This window comes from uncultured Microbacterium sp. (genome assembly GCF_963521645.1).
Classification (GTDB): Bacteria; Actinomycetota; Actinomycetes; order Actinomycetales; family Microbacteriaceae; genus Microbacterium.
Genome location: NZ_CAUQVQ010000002.1, coordinates 16,963 through 34,125, shown reverse-complemented (window position 1 = coordinate 34,125; position 17,163 = coordinate 16,963). Strand labels below are relative to the sequence as shown.

Annotated in this window: 14 protein-coding genes; 6 read left to right on the top strand and 8 right to left on the bottom strand. The window is 69.0% G+C overall.

Annotated elements, in window-relative coordinates; all coding sequences use genetic code 11:
• Window positions 1-7: 7 nt before the first annotated feature.
• The 4 genes from hpaD to RWO82_RS01220 all read right to left on the bottom strand — a co-directional run bounded on the left by hpaD (window position 8) and on the right by RWO82_RS01220 (window position 4,870).
• Window positions 8-1,171, bottom strand: coding sequence for a 3,4-dihydroxyphenylacetate 2,3-dioxygenase (gene hpaD, locus RWO82_RS01235; protein ID WP_314422283.1), 1,164 nt, complete (start codon window positions 1,169-1,171; stop codon window positions 8-10).
• Window positions 1,172-1,236: 65 nt separating this feature from the next.
• Window positions 1,237-2,733: a 5-carboxymethyl-2-hydroxymuconate semialdehyde dehydrogenase gene (gene hpaE, locus RWO82_RS01230; RefSeq protein WP_314422282.1), complete on the bottom strand. Its 1,497-nt coding sequence runs from the start codon at window positions 2,731-2,733 to the stop codon at window positions 1,237-1,239.
• A complete protein-coding gene (locus RWO82_RS01225; RefSeq protein WP_314422281.1) occupies window positions 2,730-3,416 on the bottom strand; it encodes a GntR family transcriptional regulator in 687 nt (228 codons plus the stop codon). Before RWO82_RS01225 ends, hpaE begins: the two co-directional genes overlap by 4 nt.
• Window positions 3,413-4,870 carry a fumarylacetoacetate hydrolase family protein gene (locus tag RWO82_RS01220; RefSeq protein WP_399540694.1) on the bottom strand — a complete coding sequence of 486 codons (1,458 nt, stop codon included), beginning with the start codon at window positions 4,868-4,870 and terminating at the stop codon, window positions 3,413-3,415. Before RWO82_RS01220 ends, RWO82_RS01225 begins: the two co-directional genes overlap by 4 nt.
• A gap of 152 nt (window positions 4,871-5,022) precedes the next feature.
• Between RWO82_RS01220 and RWO82_RS01215 the strand changes: the two genes are divergently transcribed.
• Complete coding sequence (locus RWO82_RS01215; protein WP_314422278.1) at window positions 5,023-6,402, top strand: MFS transporter; 1,380 nt, start codon at window positions 5,023-5,025, stop codon at window positions 6,400-6,402.
• A 61-nt stretch (window positions 6,403-6,463) separates the two neighbouring features.
• Here the strand turns inward: RWO82_RS01215 and RWO82_RS01210 are convergent, their stop codons facing one another.
• Window positions 6,464-7,165, bottom strand: a complete 702-nt coding sequence (locus RWO82_RS01210) for a helix-turn-helix domain-containing protein (protein ID WP_314422277.1) — start codon at window positions 7,163-7,165, stop codon at window positions 6,464-6,466.
• 132 nt (window positions 7,166-7,297) lie between these two features.
• Between RWO82_RS01210 and RWO82_RS01205 the strand changes: the two genes are divergently transcribed.
• Window positions 7,298-9,169, top strand: a complete 1,872-nt coding sequence (locus RWO82_RS01205; protein WP_314422276.1) for an FAD-dependent monooxygenase — start codon at window positions 7,298-7,300, stop codon at window positions 9,167-9,169.
• 61 nt (window positions 9,170-9,230) lie between these two features.
• On the opposite strand, the gene RWO82_RS01200 is transcribed toward RWO82_RS01205, so the two are convergent.
• Window positions 9,231-10,445 carry a hypothetical protein gene (locus RWO82_RS01200; RefSeq protein ID WP_314422275.1) on the bottom strand — a complete coding sequence of 405 codons (1,215 nt, stop codon included), beginning with the start codon at window positions 10,443-10,445 and terminating at the stop codon, window positions 9,231-9,233.
• Between the two features lie 121 nt (window positions 10,446-10,566).
• On the opposite strand from RWO82_RS01200, the gene RWO82_RS01195 reads away from it, so the two are divergent.
• On the top strand, window positions 10,567-10,947 hold the full coding sequence (locus RWO82_RS01195) for a VOC family protein (protein ID WP_314422274.1): 381 nt from the start codon (window positions 10,567-10,569) through the stop codon (window positions 10,945-10,947).
• A 37-nt stretch (window positions 10,948-10,984) separates the two neighbouring features.
• On the opposite strand, the gene RWO82_RS01190 is transcribed toward RWO82_RS01195, so the two are convergent.
• Both RWO82_RS01190 and RWO82_RS01185 read right to left on the bottom strand, forming a co-directional pair.
• Entirely contained in the window at window positions 10,985-11,839 is an 855-nt protein-coding gene (locus RWO82_RS01190) for a PhzF family phenazine biosynthesis protein (RefSeq protein WP_314422272.1), read from the bottom strand.
• Window positions 11,840-11,878: 39 nt separating this feature from the next.
• Window positions 11,879-13,525: a thiamine pyrophosphate-binding protein gene (locus tag RWO82_RS01185; RefSeq protein ID WP_314422271.1), complete on the bottom strand. Its 1,647-nt coding sequence runs from the start codon at window positions 13,523-13,525 to the stop codon at window positions 11,879-11,881.
• Window positions 13,526-13,730: 205 nt separating this feature from the next.
• Here RWO82_RS01185 and RWO82_RS01180 point away from each other — a divergent pair, with 205 nt between their 5' ends.
• Genes RWO82_RS01180 through RWO82_RS01170 form a run of 3 tightly spaced genes read left to right on the top strand, consistent with a single transcriptional unit; the run spans window position 13,731 to window position 17,163 of the window.
• Window positions 13,731-15,401, top strand: coding sequence for a circularly permuted type 2 ATP-grasp protein (locus RWO82_RS01180; protein WP_314422270.1), 1,671 nt, complete (start codon window positions 13,731-13,733; stop codon window positions 15,399-15,401).
• Window positions 15,395-16,321 (top strand): alpha-E domain-containing protein, encoded by a 927-nt coding sequence (locus RWO82_RS01175; RefSeq protein WP_314422269.1) that lies wholly within the window; start codon window positions 15,395-15,397, stop codon window positions 16,319-16,321. The genes RWO82_RS01180 and RWO82_RS01175 overlap by 7 nt, the downstream gene beginning before the upstream one ends.
• Entirely contained in the window at window positions 16,318-17,163 is an 846-nt protein-coding gene (locus RWO82_RS01170) for a transglutaminase family protein (protein ID WP_314422268.1), read from the top strand. Before RWO82_RS01175 ends, RWO82_RS01170 begins: the two co-directional genes overlap by 4 nt.

Genomic DNA, 17,163 nt, shown 5'->3' with positions numbered 1-17,163 from the left:
ATCCTCCCTAGAGCTGGTGGCCGAGCTTGTACTCGCCCTGCTTGTACTCGGGCATCGCCTCGGAGTCGTCCGGGCGCGTGTACGAGAAGCCGTCGGCGCCGATCGTGACCGCCATCTCGGAGCTGTCGGTGCGGGCGACGACCGGCTGCGGGGTGCCGTCGAGATCGAGGACCAGCGAGGCCTCGGTGTACCACGAGGGCACGACCGGGTTGCCCCACCAGTCGCGACGCTGGTTGTCGTGCACATCCCACGTGATGACGGGGTTGTCGGGATCGCCGGTGTAGTAGTCCTGCGTGTAGACCTCGACGCGGTGTCCGTCGGGGTCGCGCAGGTACAGGTAGAACGCGTTGCTCACGCCGTGGCGGCCGGGGCCGCGCTCGATGGCGTCGGAGCGGCGGAGGGCGCCGAGCTTGTCGCAGATCGCCAGGATGTTGTGCTTCTCGTGCGTCGCGAAGCACACGTGGTGCATGCGCGGCCCGTCGCCGCCGGTCATCGCGGTGTCGTGCACGGTGGGCTTGCGGCGCATCCACGCGGCGTACACGGTGCCCTCGTCGTCTTGGATGTCCTCCGTCACGCGGAACCCGAGATCCTGCATGAACTTGACCGCGCGGGGCACATCGGGGGTGACCTGGTTGAAGTGGTCGAGACGCACGAGCTCTCCGGGGATGTGCAGTTCGTAGCGCCACGACATCCGCTCGACGTGGTCGGACTGGTGGAAGAACTCGATCGGGAACCCGAGCGGGTCGACGACGCGCACGGAGTCGCCGACACCCTTCACGAAGCCCTCGGGGTCGCGGCGCACGTCGCATCCGAGCTCGGTGTAGAAGTCCACCGCGAGGTCGAGGTCCTCCGGGGTGCGGACGCGGTACGAGAACGCGGCCACAGCGGCGATCGGTCCCTTGCGCAGCACGAGGTTGTGATGGATGAACTCCTCGGTCGAGCGGAGGTAGATCGCCTCGTCGTCCTCTTCTGTCACATACAGCCCCAGAACGTCGACATAGAACACGCGAGAGGCGGCGAGATCGGTGACGACGAGCTCCATATAGGCGCAGCGCAGCACGTCGGGAGGAGTGCTCCGGGGAGTCGCGATGGGATTGTCGGTCTTGATCGGAGCCTCCTGGCTCACGTAGAAGCCCGAGGAGGTCAACGTCATCTCTTGACGGTCGGTCATGTCAGCGTCCTTGCTCTGTGTGCGTTTCGTCTCGCTTCGCTCGCTCAACGACCGAAGCGCGGATGTCAGTTCTTGCCGAAGGTCGGGTTGTGGGCACCGCCGAGCGTGATGTGCACGCTCTGCTGGTCGGTGTAGAAGTCGATCGACCGGTAGCCGCCCTCATGGCCGAGGCCCGAGGCCTTCACGCCGCCGAACGGGGTGCGGAGGTCGCGAACGTTGTTGCTGTTCAGCCACACCATGCCCGCCTCGACGGACTGCGCGAAATTGTGCGCGCGCTTCAGGTCGTTGGTCCAGATGTAGGCGGCGAGGCCGTATTTCGTGTTGTTCGCGAGAGACAGCGCCTCGTCGTCGGAGTCGAACGGCGTGATCGCGACGACCGGGCCGAAGATCTCCTCCTGGAAGATGCGGGCCTCGGGGGAGACGTCGGCGAACACCGTGGGAGCTACGAAGTTGCCCTCGTCGAAGCCCTCGGCGCGCCCGCCGCCGGCGACGAGGCGACCCTCGGTCTTGCCGATCTCGACGTAGCTCATCACCTTGTCGTAGTGCTCGGGGTGCACGAGCGCGCCGACCTCTGTGGCCGGGTCGTGCGGGTACCCCACCGTGACGCGCTTCGCCTGCGCGGCATAGCGCTCGACGAACTCCTCGTAGATCGAGCGCTCGACGAGGATGCGGGAGCCGGCGGTGCAACGCTCGCCGTTGAGGGAGAAGACGCCGAAGATCGTGGCGTCGACCGCTGCGTCGAGGTCGGCATCGGCGAACACGACGGCGGGCGACTTGCCGCCCAGCTCCATCGACAGGCCCTTGAGGAAGGGCGCGGCGTTGGCGAAGATCAGCTGTCCGGTCGAGCTCTCGCCCGTGAACGAGATGAGCGGCACATCGGGGTGCTTCACGAGTGCGTCTCCGGCATCCTCGCCCAGGCCGTTGACGAGGTTGAAGACACCGCGCGGGAGCCCCGCCTCTTCGAAGATGCCCGCCCACAGCGATGCCGACAGCGGCGTGAACTCGGCGGGCTTCAGCACCACGGTGTTGCCGGTCGCGAGTGCGGGGCCGAGCTTCCACGACTCGAGCATGAACGGCGTGTTCCACGGGGTGATCAGGCCTGCGACGCCGATCGGCTTGCGGTTGACGTAGTTCATCTGCTTGCCGGGAACCTTGAACGCGTCGTCGGACTGCGCGACGATCAGGTCGGCGAAGAAGCGGAAGTTCTCGGCGGCACGGCGAGCCTGGCCGAGAGCCTGCGTGATCGGCAGGCCGGAGTCGTACGACTCGAGCTCGGCGAGGCGGGCGTCGCGCGACTCGACGATGTCGGCGATCCTGTGCAGCACGCGCGAGCGCTCGCGGGGGAGCATCCTCGGCCACGGACCCTCGTCGAACGCGCGCTTCGCCGCGGCCACCGCGAGCTCGATGTCGGCCTTCTTGCCGGCGGCCGCGCTGGTGTACGTCTTGTTGGTCACCGGGTCGAGCACGTCGAACGTGTCGCCGTCGACCGAGTCGACGAACTCGCCGTCGATGTAGTGCTGGATGTGGTCCGGAAGGTCGGCGGGGATGCGGGAATCGGTCATGACTGGTCTCCTGACGCGGTCTGGGAACGGGTGTGGAGGGCATCGAGGAAGGCGTCTCTCGTGCGCAGGCGATGGTTGCGGGCGGCGAGCTCGATCTCGAGCGGATCGGCGCCCGCGCGGATGAGTGCCAGGATCTGCGTGTGCTCCTCGACCGAATGCCGAGCGCGGCCCGGCACGTAGGCGAAGGTGGAGTCCCGGATGCCGGAGAGCCGCGCCCAGCCGCGGTGCACGAGATCGAGCAGGTGCGGGTTCGGACACGGTTCGAAGAGCAGGGAGTGGAACTGTCGGTTCAGCTCGGTGAACGCGTGCGCGTCGAGGTGGTCGAGCATCCGGATCATCCGCTCGTTGACGGCCTCGGCGGCGTCGAGCATCCGCTCGTCGAGCAGAGGTGCTGAGAGCGCGGTCGCCGCGCCCTCGACGAGACCCAGCGTCTCCATGGTGTGCGCATACTCGCTCTCGTCGACGAGGGTCACGCGCGCGCCCACGTTGCGCTCGAACGTCACCAGTCCCTCGGCCTCGAGCCTGCGGATGGCCTCGCGCACCGGCACCACGCTCATGTCGAGCTCCTCGGCGAGCGATCCGAGCACGAGTCGGTACCCGGGGCCGAACGTGTGTCCGGAGATGCGCGAGCGGATCCACGCGTAGGCGCGCTCCGACTTGCTGGAGTTTCCCGCGGTCGTCATGAGCCCGCTCCGGAGCCCGTCGCCGCCTCGTACTTCGCGCGCCATTCGGCGTTCAGCGGGAACAGGCCGTCGACGGGATGGCCCGCCGCGACCTGCTCTGCGATCCACGTGTCTTCCGCCTCCTGGGCGATCGCGTCGTCGGCGACCTGCTCGGCGAGCGACGGCGGGATCACGATGACGCCGTCGCCGTCTCCCACGATGATGTCTCCCGGCTGCACGGTGGCACCGCCGCACGACACGGTCACATCGACCTCCCACGGCACGTGTCTGCGGCCGAGCACCGAGGGATGCGCGCCCTGCGAGAACACCGGCAGGCCGATCTCGGCGACAGCGTCGAAGTCGCGCACGCCGCCGTCGGTCACGACACCGACCGCACCACGCGCTCGGGCTCGCAGCGCGAGGATGTCGCCGAGCGTGCCGGTCGTCGCGTCGCCCCGGGCCTCGATCACGATGATCTCGCCCTCGTCGACCGCATCGAACGCGCGCTTCTGGGCGTTGTAGCCGCCGCCGTGGGCCGCGAAGAGATCTTCGCGGAAGGGCACGAACCGGAGGGTCTTCGCCGTGCCGACGATCTTGCTGCCGGGGATGTTCGCAGAGACGCCGTCGATGAAGCACGAGTGGTGTCCGCGCTTGCGCAGCTGCGATGAGAGGCCCGCGGTCGGAGCCTCCATCAGCTTGGCGCGGAGCTCAGGGGAGAGGGCGGGCGCCGCCTCCTCGGAGGGAAGTCCCGCGGCTTCGCGCGAACCCCAGGCCTCGGTCCGCTGCAGATCGTCGAGGGCGGGCAGCGAGCCGATCTCCTCGTCGAAGGGCACATCGCCCTGCGTGACGGTGGTGATGAGCCGACCGGAGGACGGCGCGCCCGGGGCATCCGGTGCATCGACTTCGACCTCGACCACGTCGCCCGGCACGATCACCGACGAGCCCGCGGGCGTGCCGGTGAGGATGACGTCGCCGGGTTCGAGCGTGAAGTGCTGGGAGAGGTCGGCGACGAGCTGTGCGAGCGGGAAGATGAGCCCGGCGGTCGTGTCGTCCTGGCGCAGTTCGCCGTTGACCCAGGCTCGCACGCGGAGGGCGGCGGGATCGACGGAGCGGGCGTCGATCAGCTCGGGACCCAGCGGCGTATAGCCGTCGCCGCCCTTGGAGCGGACGTTGGACCCCTTGTCGTTGGCGCGCAGGTCGTACAGGCCGAGATCGTTCGAGGCGGTGACCCAGCCGACATGGCTCCAGGCGTCGTCGAGCGAGACGCGACGCGCGGTGGTGCCGATCACGAGGGCGATCTCGCCCTCGAAGGCCAGCAACTCGGTGCCGGCGGGGCGCTCGACCGTGCCGCCGGAGACGCCGACCGAACTGGCCGGCTTGAAGAAGTACGAGGGAGCTGCGGGCCTGCGGCCGCGCTGATCGGCGCGGGAGGCATAGCTCAGATGGATCGCGATGATCTTGCCGGGGCGGGTCATGGATGCCGTCACGGGGCGCCTCCTCGCGCTGTCGTCGACGCTTGTGCGTCGTATTCGAAATCATATATCATCGTGTCCACCCCCGGCAAGCAACTCGAATCACCTCGTGCGCGAGCCGTGACAATGCGGTCACAAACAAAAGGAGACACCCCATGAGCGGGCAGTCACAGGCAGGGTTCACACCCACCGGAACAATCGCGACACCGGCCGATAGGCGCCGGGTCGTGTTCGCCACCGTGGTCGGCACCACGGTGGAGTGGTACGACTTCTTCATCTACGCCACGGCCGTCGGCCTGGTGTTCGGGCAGCTGTTCTTCGAGCCGCTCGGAGCGAACAGTGCCATCGTCGCGTTCGCCACCGTCGGCGTCAGCTTCCTCTTCCGTCCGCTCGGGGCGTTCCTGGCCGGCCACTACGGCGACAAGCTCGGGCGCAAGGCGGTGCTCATGTGGACGCTGATCCTCATGGGTGCGGCGACCGCGCTCATCGGTGTGCTGCCGACCTATGAGGCGATCGGAGTCGCCGCGCCGATCATGCTGGTGCTGCTGCGCATCCTGCAGGGCGTCTCGGCAGGCGGTGAGTGGGGCGGCGCGGTTCTGATGGCCGTCGAGCACGCGCCCAAGAAGCGTCGCGGCATCTTCGGCGCATCGCCGCAGATCGGGGTGCCGCTCGGTCTGCTGCTCGCGTCGGGCGTGATGGCGCTGATGACCGCGATCGCCCCGGGCGACCAGTTCCTCCAGTGGGGCTGGCGGATCCCGTTCCTGCTCAGCGTCGTGCTGATCCTCGTCGGCTACTACGTGCGCCGGAAGGTCGAGGAGAGTCCGGTCTTCGTCGAGCTCGCCGAGCGCAAGGAGAAGGCGAACATGCCGATCGTGCAGCTGTTCCGCAAGCACCTGCTGCTCGTGATCGTCGCCGCCTTCGTCTTCGCCGGCAACAACGCGGTCGGATACATGACGACCGGCGGATACATCCAGGGGTACGCCACCAACCCCGAGGGGCCCATCGGCCTCGAGCGCGGACCCGTGCTGTGGGCGGTCGCCGGCTCTGCCGTCACGTGGCTCATCACGACGCTCATCGCCGGATGGCTGTCGGACCGCATCGGTCGACGCACCACGTACATCATCGGCTGGGTGCTGCAGCTCGTCGGCGTGTTCACGCTGTTCCCGCTCGTCAACACCGGCGATGTGGGCCTGCTGTTCGCGGGTCTCGCGATCCTCACGATCGGTCTCGGCTTCACCTACGGGCCACAGGCCGCACTGTACGCAGAGCTCTTCCCCGCGAGCATCCGTTTCTCGGGCGTCTCGATCTCGTACGCGATCGGTGCGATCGCCGGCGGCGCCTTCGCTCCGACCATCGCGACCGCGATCGTGCAGGCCACGGGCTCGACGCAGGCGGTCACCTGGTACCTCGCCGGCATGACGCTGCTCGGTCTCGTCGCCACCCTGCTGCTGCGCGACCGTTCCGGGATCCCCCTGGGTCCGGACCACGAGGACGAGCAGTCCGTGAGCCCGATCCGCGGGCTCGCCAGGGCCTGACCCACTCCCGCACGCAGAACGCACGTCCGCTGTGCGGGCGTGCGTTCCGCTTGTCTGCGGTTCAGCCGTCGAGGGCTTCTCGGAGCGCCGCCGCGGAGCGCCGCAGGCGGGCTGCGATCTCGGCTTCGTCGAGGTCGGTGGCCACATGCACGACCGCGATCGCCGCGGGGCGCTGGCCTCGCAGGGCCAGCGGCACCGCGACCGACTGCACGGTGGGGATGACCTCGTCGTGGCTCGTGGCGTATCCGCGAGCGCGCGCCTCATCGACCTCGGCCTGCAGCTGCGCTCGTGGGGCGTCCGGCCACTGGGCGAGCGGGAGCTGCGTGAGGATCGCCTTGCCCGGGGCCCCGACCGTGACCGGGTGCCGGGCGCCCGGTCGCTGCGCGACGCTCGCGATCGCATGACGAGGCTCGATGCTCGCGAGCGTGATGCAGTCGTCTCCGTCGAGCACGCCGAGGAAGCACGTCATGCCGAGTTCGTTCGCGATCGCGGTCAGCTCAGGGATGGTCTCGGCCTGGAGGTCATGGGCGACGCCGGCCGCCAGCGCGGCCATGCGCGGGCCCAGCGTCACGGCGCCCGAAGCGTCCCTGCCGATCAGACGGTGATCCTCCAGCGTGCGCAGCAGGCGGTAGGCGACCGAGCGATGCACCTCCAGTCGTGCCGCGATCTCGTCGATCGTGAGAGGGGCGCGTGCGTCTGCGAGCACCTCGAGGATGCGGATGCCACGGCTGAGAGTCTGCGAGGCCGGAGTGCCTTCGGGCATGCGCGCGCTCCCTTGCGTCCGGGGACGGGCGTCCCTAAGCTGTGTTCAATAGTAGAACGTCGTGTTCGAATATAGAACACGAACAGTTCGAAGGCAACACCTGACAGAGAAGTCCGGAAGGAATCGACGACGATGCAGTTCCACCACCACGGCTATGTCTCAGGAGACCCGCGCGTGAAGGTTGCCGAGGGCATCGGCGCCGCGCGGCCCGCAGACCTCCCCGATGAGATCGATGTGCTGATCGTCGGCTCGGGCCCGGCCGGCATGCTGCTCGCCGCCCAGATGTCGCAGTACCCCGATGTCTCCACGCGCATCATCGAGAAGCGCGAGGGTCGTCTGGTGCTCGGTCAGGCCGACGGAATCCAGCCGCGCAGCGTCGAGACCTTCCAGGCATTCGGGTTCGCTGAGCGCATCATCGCCGAGGCCTACAACATCGGCTGGATGAACTTCTGGGGGCCGAACCCCGAGCGGCCGAACGAGATCGTCCGCACCTCGCGGACCGCCGACTACGCGTACGACATCTGCGAGTTTCCGCACCTGATCGTGAACCAGGCGCGCGTGCTCGACTACTTCGCCGAGGCCGCGGAGAACGGTCCCGGGCGCATCGCGCCCGACTACGGCATCGAGTTCCTGGGACTCACGGTTCACGAGGAAGGCGAGTACCCGGTCGAGGTCTCGCTTCGATACGTCGCGGGGGAGCGGTCGGGCGAGGAGCGCACGGTCCGCGCCCAGTACGTCGTCGGCTGCGACGGCGCACGCAGCGGGGTGCGCCAGGCCATCGGGCGCACGCACGTCGGCGGCAGCGCCGCCCACGCCTGGGGCGTCATGGACGTGCTGGTCAACACCGACTTCCCCGATTGGCGCACCAAATGCGCGATCAACTCGGAGGCGGGGAACATCCTGCACATCCCTCGCGAGGGCGGCTACCTCAGCCGGATGTACATCGACCTCGGCGAGGTCGCGGAGGACGACGACCACCGGGTGCGCCAGACGCCGATCGCGGACATCATCGCCAAGGCGAATGCGATCCTCAGCCCCTACACGCTCGACGTCAAGGAGGTCGCCTGGCACAGCGTGTACGAGGTCGGGCACCGAGTCACAGACGGTTTCGACGACGTGATCGACGGCTCGGGGCGCACGCCGCGGGTGTTCCTGACCGGCGACGCGTGCCATACGCACAGCGCCAAGGCGGGTCAGGGCATGAACGTGTCGATGCAGGACGGCTTCAACCTCGGATGGAAGCTCGGGTCGGTGCTGACCGGACGCGCGCCCGAGGCGCTGCTGGCGACCTACGGCGCCGAGCGTCGGCCCGTGGCCCAGCAGCTCATCGACTTCGATCGCGAGTGGTCGACGCTCATGGCCCGCAAGCCCTCGGAGATCACCGACCCCACAGATCTCGCGACCTACTATCTCGCGACGGCCGAGTTCCCCTCCGGGTTCATGACGCAGTACACGTCGTCGATGATCACCGGCTCCGACGCGCACCAGGCGCTGGCGGGCGGCTTCCCGGTGGGCAAGCGCTTCAAGTCGGCCGAGGTCGTGCGGGTGGGCGACGGCAATGCGATCCATCTGGGTCACCACGCCAAGGCCGACGGACGGTGGCGCGTGTACGCCTTCGCGGGTCGCGACGCGGCGACGCTCGACGTGTGGGCCGCCGCGGCCGCGCCCGTCTTCGAGCGGTTCACACCCTCGGATGCCGACAGCGACGCCGTGTTCGACGTCAAGGCGATCTATCAGCAGCCCTACGAGGAGATCGAGGTGACGACGGCTCCGGCTCTGTTCCAGCCGAAGACCGGGCCGCTCGGACTCACCGACTGGGAGAAGGTCTACGCGGCGGGGCCGTCGAAGTGGACGCAGACCGACATCTTCGAGGCCCGAGAGCTGTCGCGCGACGGCGTCGTCGTGGTGGTCCGCCCCGATCAGTACGTCGCCGCGGTCCTGCCTCTCGGCGCCGTGGACGAGCTCGACGCCTTCTTCGACGGGGCACTGGTCTCGGCATCCTGATCTCTCACTCCAGGATGCTCGGGGCGGGAACGACACGGTCGTCGACCTGTGACGAGAACGCTCATCCCCCCGAAGCGGACGCGTGCCGCGCCCGCTCGGCCGCAGCCTGCTTCTGACGAGAGAGCCAGGTGTGATTGGCGATCGCGGCCCGGAGCTCGGCGGAGTAGTCCCTTCCGTCGTCGGGATATCGGCGGAGGTCTCGGAGATGGAAGGGTGATTCTTCGCGGTGGGGGCTGCTGCTGTCGATACGCCGGGCAAGATCGGTGAGGCTGTCCCGGCCCGCTTCGTCGTAGGCGAGGCGCTCGGTGTCGTTCAGGCGGATCAGACACGAATCGTCGATCATCGAGCTGACGGTGTACCGCGAGTCGAGGTACAGGTCGCCGTGTTGTTCGACCAGGAACCACGAGCCGGGTTCGTGGTCGAGGTAGCGCATCGCCCCCTGTGCGGCAGCGATGCGAGCGATGTCTCCCCATTCCGTGACAGGCGGGATCGCTTCGTGGGGTCGTCGCATCGCGGCATCCAGAGGGTGATGACCCATTGTCGGAGGGGAGTCGCGGTACAGGGTGAGACAAGCGACTCGACCGCACGCGCGACAGGAGACCTGGCTCTCCACTCGCTCCAACAGGGCGGAGGCGTGCAGCAGCCGAAGGTCTGACAGTGGCACCGGTTCGCCCCTGCTGGCGAGCGTTCCTGCCTCGAGTCCGTCGATGAGACGTCGGATCGTACCGTCCACATCGAAGGAGCCGTGCTCGGTGCGGACGACCAGTTCGAGGCACGTAGGGCAGCCGTCGTGCGCCGGATCACACGTGTCCTTCGGGTCGTCGACCGTGAACGCCACCCGCTGCAGGTCGCCGGCTCTGCGGCCGCCGTACCTCACGAACTCCGGGCGCAGATACGCGGCATCGAGCACGAAGTAGCGGTCGCCCTCCGCGAACCTCCAGGGGACGTCGAAGAGCGTTCTGAAATCGGCGAAGGTCGCACGGTTGTCGATCCCGGGGATCCACTCGGCCAGGTCGAGAGCCCACGGGGCGAACGGTGTGGGGGTGAGGTGCAGGATCACGGCCACGACGACGTCGTCGTGAAGCACGATCTCACCGCCGGATCCGAATCGCAGGTGTCGCGAGAGCACGGCCGGCTCGCCGATGACGTACGCAGCGGTCTCTGCCGGTTCGACGCCGAACGCAGTGATCAGATCGTGGACGACGATGTCGCCCTGCGGTGCGGAGAGTGCCTCGATGATGAGCTGCATCCCCTCACTTGCTCGGCGTCGCGTCACCGGACCAGTATCCGTCATCGATGAGCGGTCCGGGCGCGGCCACCGCCCTGGCGGGATGTCGGTGGCCGCGCGTACCTTGGGATCCGGACAGGCGACGGCGCCTGCCGGAAGGGTGTGTGCCATGACGTGGAAGATCGAGCTCATCTTCGTGCCGGTGACCGATGTCGACCGCTCGAAGGAGTTCTATACGAAGATCGGCTTCAACCCCGATCATGATCAGGTGCCGTACGAAGGACTGCGCTTCGTGCAGATGACCCCGCCCGGCTCGGCGTGTTCGATCGCGTTCGGCTCCGGGCTCGGCATCGACCTCGAACCGGGGCAGCAGAACACCATCCAGGTGGTCGTACCCGACGCTGACGAGGCACTCGCGATGCTGCGCGGCGTGGGAGTCGATGCGAAGGGCGTCGATGAGCAGGGCTGGGGACGCTTCGTCTCGTTCGACGACCCCGACGGCAACACCTGGACTCTCCAGGAACTGCCGGACTACAGCGCCCAGAGCTGAGCGCGCGCCGCCCCTCGCGGGCGCCCGCGTGGCGGGGTCAGGCGATGCGGGTCGCCCCGCCGGAGACCTCGATGCCTCCGGTCGGGGGGATGGTCACGGTGAGGATGCTCGGGCGTCGGACGTGCGCGCCCTGGTGGATGCGGACAGTCGTCTCGGGGTGGTCGAGGTCGCGGAGATACGCGCCGACAGAGGCGGCGGCCGATCCCGTCGCCGGGTCCTCCGTGATGCGTCCGACGGGGAAGAGGTTCCGTGCGTCCAGATCGATGTCCGCCGGAGCGTGCAGCACGGTGACGGTGCCGAGCCACCCCTGCTCGCGCATGAGCGCGGCCACCTCGATGGGGGAGAAGCGGAACTGATCGAACAGCTCGCGGTCGGCGATGACGACGACCGGGTGCCAGTTCCCGGCGAAGGCCTCCTTCGCGGGGAACCTCGGATCCAGATCGGCTCGCGTCACACCCAGGAGGCCGAGCAACCGGTCCAGAATCGCCGGATCGAGCTCGCGCATGGCCGGCTCGACACTGGTGAAAGACACCGTCACCGCACCCCCGGCGTCGCTCGTCGACCGCAGCGTTACTTCACCCGCGCGTGTGTCGAACACGACATCGCCCGGACCGTCGCGCTCCGCGAGAGCGACCGCGGCAGCGACAGTGGCGTGACCGCAGAAGGGCACCTCGGCCGCGGGCGACCAGTAGCGGGCACGGTACCGCACGTCGCCGTCGTCATCGGTGCGCCCGACGAGGAACGCGGTCTCGGAATAGCCCACCTCGGCGGCGATGCGCTGCATCTCGGCATCCATGAGGTCCAGCGCATCGAGAACGACGCCCGCCGGGTTCCCACCCTCCGGTGTGGCGGCGAAGGCGCTGTAGCGAAGCACGTCGAGGGAGTCGGTCATGTCGAGGAGCCTAGCGATCCGCGCGGGCGAGCCGGACCGTCAGGAGTTCACGCGGATGATCTCCTGCTGATACGGCGCGATCACATCTCCCGAGATCCGGAGGTCGAGCAGCAGGAACCGTCGCGACGCGGCATCCTCCTCGCTCCACGAGCGCAGGCGCTCGAGATCCGCGAGGGTGCGCACGACGACCCCCTCAGCGCCGACAGCCGCGCCGAAAGCCGCGAAGTCCACCTCGGGGATGAGCATAGGTCCCTCGGCGAGTCCCTTGAGCCCGTAGAGGTTCACCTCGGCGCCGTACGCGGCGTCGTTCCAGATCACCGCGATGCCGCGTCCTGCGGCAGCCCGGACTGCAGACTCGAGGTCGGCGATGGCCATGAGCCCGCCGCCGTCGCCCGAGGTCAGCACGACCGTGGACTCGCGGCGCGCGAGGGCCGCTCCGACCACACTCGGCCACCCCTGTCCGATCGACTGGAACGCGGTGCCGACCATCATCATGCGATCAGGTGCCTCGACCGGCCAGTACATGTTCGCCCAGCCGATGAAGTGCCCGCCGTCGGAGACCACGACCCGGTCGCGGGGCAGCAGCTCGGCGATGCGGCGCGCCGCCGAGCGGGGGTCGAGGCGTCCGTCGGGTGCGAGGTCGTCACCCTCGTCGTACCGTCGCGCGGCGGCGATGTCGACGCTCTCCCGCCACGGAGCAGATGCGGTGGAGCCGACCCGGGCGACCAGCGCCTCCGCCGCGACCCGCGCGTCGGCACGCACGAAGCCGCCCACATGGGGGTGCGTGGCCGCGGGAGCGATGTCGATCTGGAACACACGTGTGCCCGGCGCGAAGAGCTCTCCGAACCGCATCGTGAACTGGTTGAGCGAGGCGCCGAACACGACCGCGACATCGGCCGAACGGATCAGCTCCATCGCACCGTCTGCCCCGAAACCGCCCGTCACGCCGAGGTCGTACCGCGTCTCGGGAAACACCCCACGACCGAGAGCCGACGACGCGGTGAGTGCGCCGGTCAGCGCGGCCAGCTCGCCGAGCGCCGCTCCGGCGTCGGCCAGCCAGGCGCCACGGCCCGCGAGGAGGAACGGCCGCGACGCGGATCGGAGCGCGGCGGCGATCTCGTCGAGCGTGCCCTCGGCGAACTCGCCCCGAGGAGCGAGCGGCGCCGGAATGCGCGGGGACGGCGCTTCGGGCACGGGGCCGGCCTCGAGAGACGCCACGTCATAGGGGATCGCCAGCACGACCGGCACGCGATACGTCAGGGCGTGCTCGATCGCGATGACGGTGGTCGCCGCGGCATCCGCGCGCCCGACCGTATAGGTGCGGGCGCCGACGGCCGACGCGAGGGCGATCTGGTCGACGTCCCACGGGCGGGGACCGGACGTCGGCTCGTCGCCCACCACGAGCACGAGCGGCACGTGCGCCTGCACGGCCTCGGCGAGCGCCGTGAGGGTGTTCGTGAATCCGGCGCCGTAGGTCGAGGTGCCGGCGGCGATGCGGCCCGAGGCGCGGAAGTGCGCATCGGCGGCGACCACGGCGCCCTGCTCGTGACGGACGGCCGTGAAGACGGCATCCGTCTGCGTCTCGATCGCGTCGAGGAAGTAGGCGTTGCCGTTGCCCATCACGCCGAAGACGGCGTCGATGTGCTGCGCGAGGGTGAGTGCGACGTGCGCGGAGACGGAGGGCATGCGAGAAGCCTTTCGAGACAGGGACGGAGAACGTGCGTATTCCGTATGTGTCTCGCCCTCGCGTCTTCGCGGGGAGCTTCGTGCCTCTTTTTCAGGCACCGGCGGCACTGAGCGCCGGACGGCTCGATCCTATCGCGGCGACGCCGACGCGGCGTCGACTCGTGCGCGTAACACCGCCGAAACCGCGAGGCGGAAACATGCGCTCATGGAGTCACTGTTCGACGGATACGCCTCGCGTCGGTCGCCTCGACGAGCGGGGGCCGCACCCTGGGACGAGATGTTCCCCTCCGACGCGGCACCGGGCGGTGCGGACGTACGCCCGCCCTATCAGGACATGTATCCGGCGCTCGCGAGCATGGACGATGCGGAGCTGCGGGCTCGGACCGACGCTCTCGCCAGCTCGTACCTCGCCCAAGGTGTGACATTCGACTTCGCCGGCGAGGAGCGCCCGTTCCCGCTGGACGTGGTCCCGCGCGTGATCGCCGCCGATGACTGGCGCTCGGTGGAGTCGGGCGTCACGCAGCGCGTGCGAGCGCTCGAGGCCTTCCTCTCGGACGTCTACGGTCCGCAGCTCGCCGTGCGGGACGGCGTGATCCCCGCATCGCTCATCAGCTCGTCGGCGCACTTCCACCGGCAGGCGGCGGGGATCGTCGGCGCCAACGGCGTGCGCATCCACGTGGCGGGGATCGACGTGATCCGCGACGAACGCGGGGCCTGGCGCGTGCTCGAAGACAACGTGCGGGTTCCGAGCGGGGTGAGCTACGTGCTCGCGAATCGCAGAGTGATGGCGCAGACCCTGCCCGAGCTGTTCACGAGTCTGCGAGTGCGACCCGTCGTCGACTATCCGGGCCGTCTCCTGCAGGCCCTGCGCGCCGCAGCTCCCGACGGCGTCGATGACCCGACGGTCGTGGTGCTGACGCCCGGCGTGCACAACTCGGCGTACTACGAGCACACACTCCTCGCTCGCATGATGGGCGTCGAACTCGTCGAGGGGCGCGACCTGTTCTGCTCGAGCGGGCGGGTGTGGATGCACACGACCGCCGGCCCCACGCGGGTCGATGTGATCTACCGGCGGGTGGACGACGAGTTCCTCGACCCGCAGCAGTTCCGTCCCGACTCCGTGCTGGGCGCTCCCGGGCTGATGCTCGCGGCACGCCTGGGCACCGTGACGCTCGCCAACGCGGTGGGCAACGGGGTCGCCGACGACAAGCTCGTGTACACGTACGTTCCCGACCTCATCCGCTACTACCTCGGCGAAGAGCCGGTGATCCCGAACGTCGACACCTGGCGGCTCGAAGACCCGGACGCGCTCGAAGAGGTGCTCGACAGGCTCGACGAGCTGGTGGTCAAGCCCGTCGACGGCTCCGGCGGCAAGGGGCTGGTCGTGGGGCCGGACGCGTCGCGCGAGACACTGGATGCGCTGCGCACGTCGCTGCGAGCCGATCCTCGCGGCTGGATCGCGCAGCCGGTCGTGCAGCTGTCGACGATTCCGACGCTCGTCGAAGACGGGTTCCGCCCGCGACACGTGGATCTGCGACCGTTCGCCGTGAACGACGGGAACGACATCTGGGTGCTGCCGGGCGGGCTCACCAGGGTCGCTCTGCCCGAGGGGCAGCTCGTCGTGAACTCCAGCCAGGGCGGCGGGTCGAAGGACACCTGGGTGCTGGATCCCTCACTGATCACCGGACCGACGGCGACGGTGGCGGGAGCCCCGGATGCGGCGGCGGACGAGGTGTCCCTCGCCACCGGGTCGATCGCGGTCGTGTCGATGACACCCGCGGATCCGCACCCGCCGTTCGTCTCCTCCCCACAGGACGAAGACCTCGACGTGCGGCAGCAGCAACAGCAGCAGCAGCAGGGAGGTGCAGGATGCTGAGCCGCATCGCCGAGGCGCTGTTCTGGATCGGCAGGTACGTCGAGCGCGCCGACGGAACCGCGCGCATCCTCGACGTGCACCTGCAGCTCCTGCTCGAAGACCCGTGGGTCGAGGAGGACACCGCCTGCCGTGCCCTGCTCTCGGTGATGGGGACGACCGTGGATGCCGACAGTGTGTTGAGTCGTGACGACGTGGTGCGGCTCCTCGCGCTCGATCGCGAGCATTCGGCGTCGATCGCCCACTCGATCGCATCCGCCAGGGAGAACGCCCGGCGCGCGAGGGAGATCATCTCGACCGACCTGTGGGAGACGCTCAACGAGTCGAACGCCGGGATGCCGCGTCGCATCGCGTCGGACAGGACGCACCCGTTCTTCCGTTGGGTACGCGACCGCTCGGCGCTCGCCTTCGGCGTGGTCGACTCGTCGACGAGCCGCGACGAGGCCTGGCACTTCTTCGTGCTCGGGCGATCGATCGAGCGCGCCGACATGACCGCCCGCCTGCTGGCGACCCGGTCGCTCACGGACGCCGGCGGTCCGAGCTGGACGACGCTGCTGCGCAGCTGCGGGGCGTATGAGGCTCACCTGCGCAGTCACCGAGCGGTGCCGACCGGCGCGTCAGCCGTCGAGTTCCTCCTGATCGACAGGCTGTTCCCGCGGTCGGTGCTCGCGAGCATCCTGCAGGCCGAGGAGTGTCTGCGCGGCATCGATCCCGCCGGCGCGTTCGGGGTGCCCGATCGCGCGCACCGGGTGCTCGGACGATTGAGGTCGGAGTTGGAGTATCGGCCGATCGGAGACACCGTGCACCGTCTGTCGGAGAGCATGGAGGAGGTCCAGGTGGGGATGTCGATCGCGAGCGATGCCATCAGGGAACGGTACTTCCCGTCGATCGCCATGCCGGTGTGGATCGGAGAAGCGCTGTGAGCCGGCTCAAGATCGTGCACCGCACCGGGTTCCGCTACGAGCAGCCGGCCACGGCCTCCTACAACGAGGCGAGGATGCTGCCGCACTCGCGGGACGGCCAGTTCGTGCTGCAGGCGACGCTGGAGATCACACCGACGGCGACCCAGCACTCGTACTCCGACTACTGGGACACGCGTGTGTCGACGTTCGAGCTGCTGACGCCGCATCAACTTCTCTCGGTCACGGCGACGAGCGTCGTCGACGTGCGCCCGATGCCGGCCACCGCAGCCGGCATCGACTGGGACGAGCTCGCCGCGCGCATCCCGCAGTCGCTCGCGCTCGCCGAATGCGTCGCGCAGACGCGCGCCACCGCTCCCGATGAGGAGATGCGGGATCTCGCTCTGCACATCGAGGCAGAGGGCGGCGGCGTCGACGAGACCGCCCTCGAGATCTGTCGCGCCGTCGGGCAGGCGATGGAGTACCGCAGCGGCGTCACCGGGGTGGGCTCGACCGCACGCGACGCCTGGCCCACGCGGTCGGGCGTATGCCAGGACATCGCCCATGTGGCCCTCGGCGTGCTGCGTGCGGCGGGCATCCCCGCGCGGTACGTGTCGGGCTACCTGCACCCCGACCCCACCGCGCCGATAGGACAGCCGGTGACGGGGGAGTCGCATGCCTGGGTGGAGTGGTACTCCGGCGAGTGGAGGGGATACGACCCCACCAACCTCGTCGAGATCGGAGAGTCCCACGTCTATGTCGGTCACGGCCGCGACTACGCCGACGTCGCTCCTCTCCGGGGTGTGTACGCCGGGCCGAGCGCATCCGAGCTGTTCGTCTCCGTCGAGGTCACCCGCCTCGGCTGA

What these genes read in the sequence shown, in the direction of transcription:
- hpaD (WP_314422283.1), bottom strand. Translation starts at nt 1,171, where the DNA reads ATGACCGACCGTCAAGAGATGACGTTGACCTCCTCGGGCTTCTACGTG.
- hpaE (WP_314422282.1), bottom strand. Translation starts at nt 2,733, where the DNA reads ATGACCGATTCCCGCATCCCCGCCGACCTTCCGGACCACATCCAGCAC.
- RWO82_RS01225 (WP_314422281.1), bottom strand. Translation starts at nt 3,416, where the DNA reads ATGACGACCGCGGGAAACTCCAGCAAGTCGGAGCGCGCCTACGCGTGG.
- RWO82_RS01220 (WP_399540694.1), bottom strand. Translation starts at nt 4,870, where the DNA reads ATGACCCGCCCCGGCAAGATCATCGCGATCCATCTGAGCTATGCCTCC.
- RWO82_RS01215 (WP_314422278.1), top strand. Translation starts at nt 5,023, where the DNA reads ATGAGCGGGCAGTCACAGGCAGGGTTCACACCCACCGGAACAATCGCG.
- RWO82_RS01210 (WP_314422277.1), bottom strand. Translation starts at nt 7,165, where the DNA reads ATGCCCGAAGGCACTCCGGCCTCGCAGACTCTCAGCCGTGGCATCCGC.
- RWO82_RS01205 (WP_314422276.1), top strand. Translation starts at nt 7,298, where the DNA reads ATGCAGTTCCACCACCACGGCTATGTCTCAGGAGACCCGCGCGTGAAG.
- RWO82_RS01195 (WP_314422274.1), top strand. Translation starts at nt 10,567, where the DNA reads ATGACGTGGAAGATCGAGCTCATCTTCGTGCCGGTGACCGATGTCGAC.
- RWO82_RS01190 (WP_314422272.1), bottom strand. Translation starts at nt 11,839, where the DNA reads ATGACCGACTCCCTCGACGTGCTTCGCTACAGCGCCTTCGCCGCCACA.
- RWO82_RS01185 (WP_314422271.1), bottom strand. Translation starts at nt 13,525, where the DNA reads ATGCCCTCCGTCTCCGCGCACGTCGCACTCACCCTCGCGCAGCACATC.
- RWO82_RS01180 (WP_314422270.1), top strand. Translation starts at nt 13,731, where the DNA reads ATGGAGTCACTGTTCGACGGATACGCCTCGCGTCGGTCGCCTCGACGA.
- RWO82_RS01175 (WP_314422269.1), top strand. Translation starts at nt 15,395, where the DNA reads ATGCTGAGCCGCATCGCCGAGGCGCTGTTCTGGATCGGCAGGTACGTC.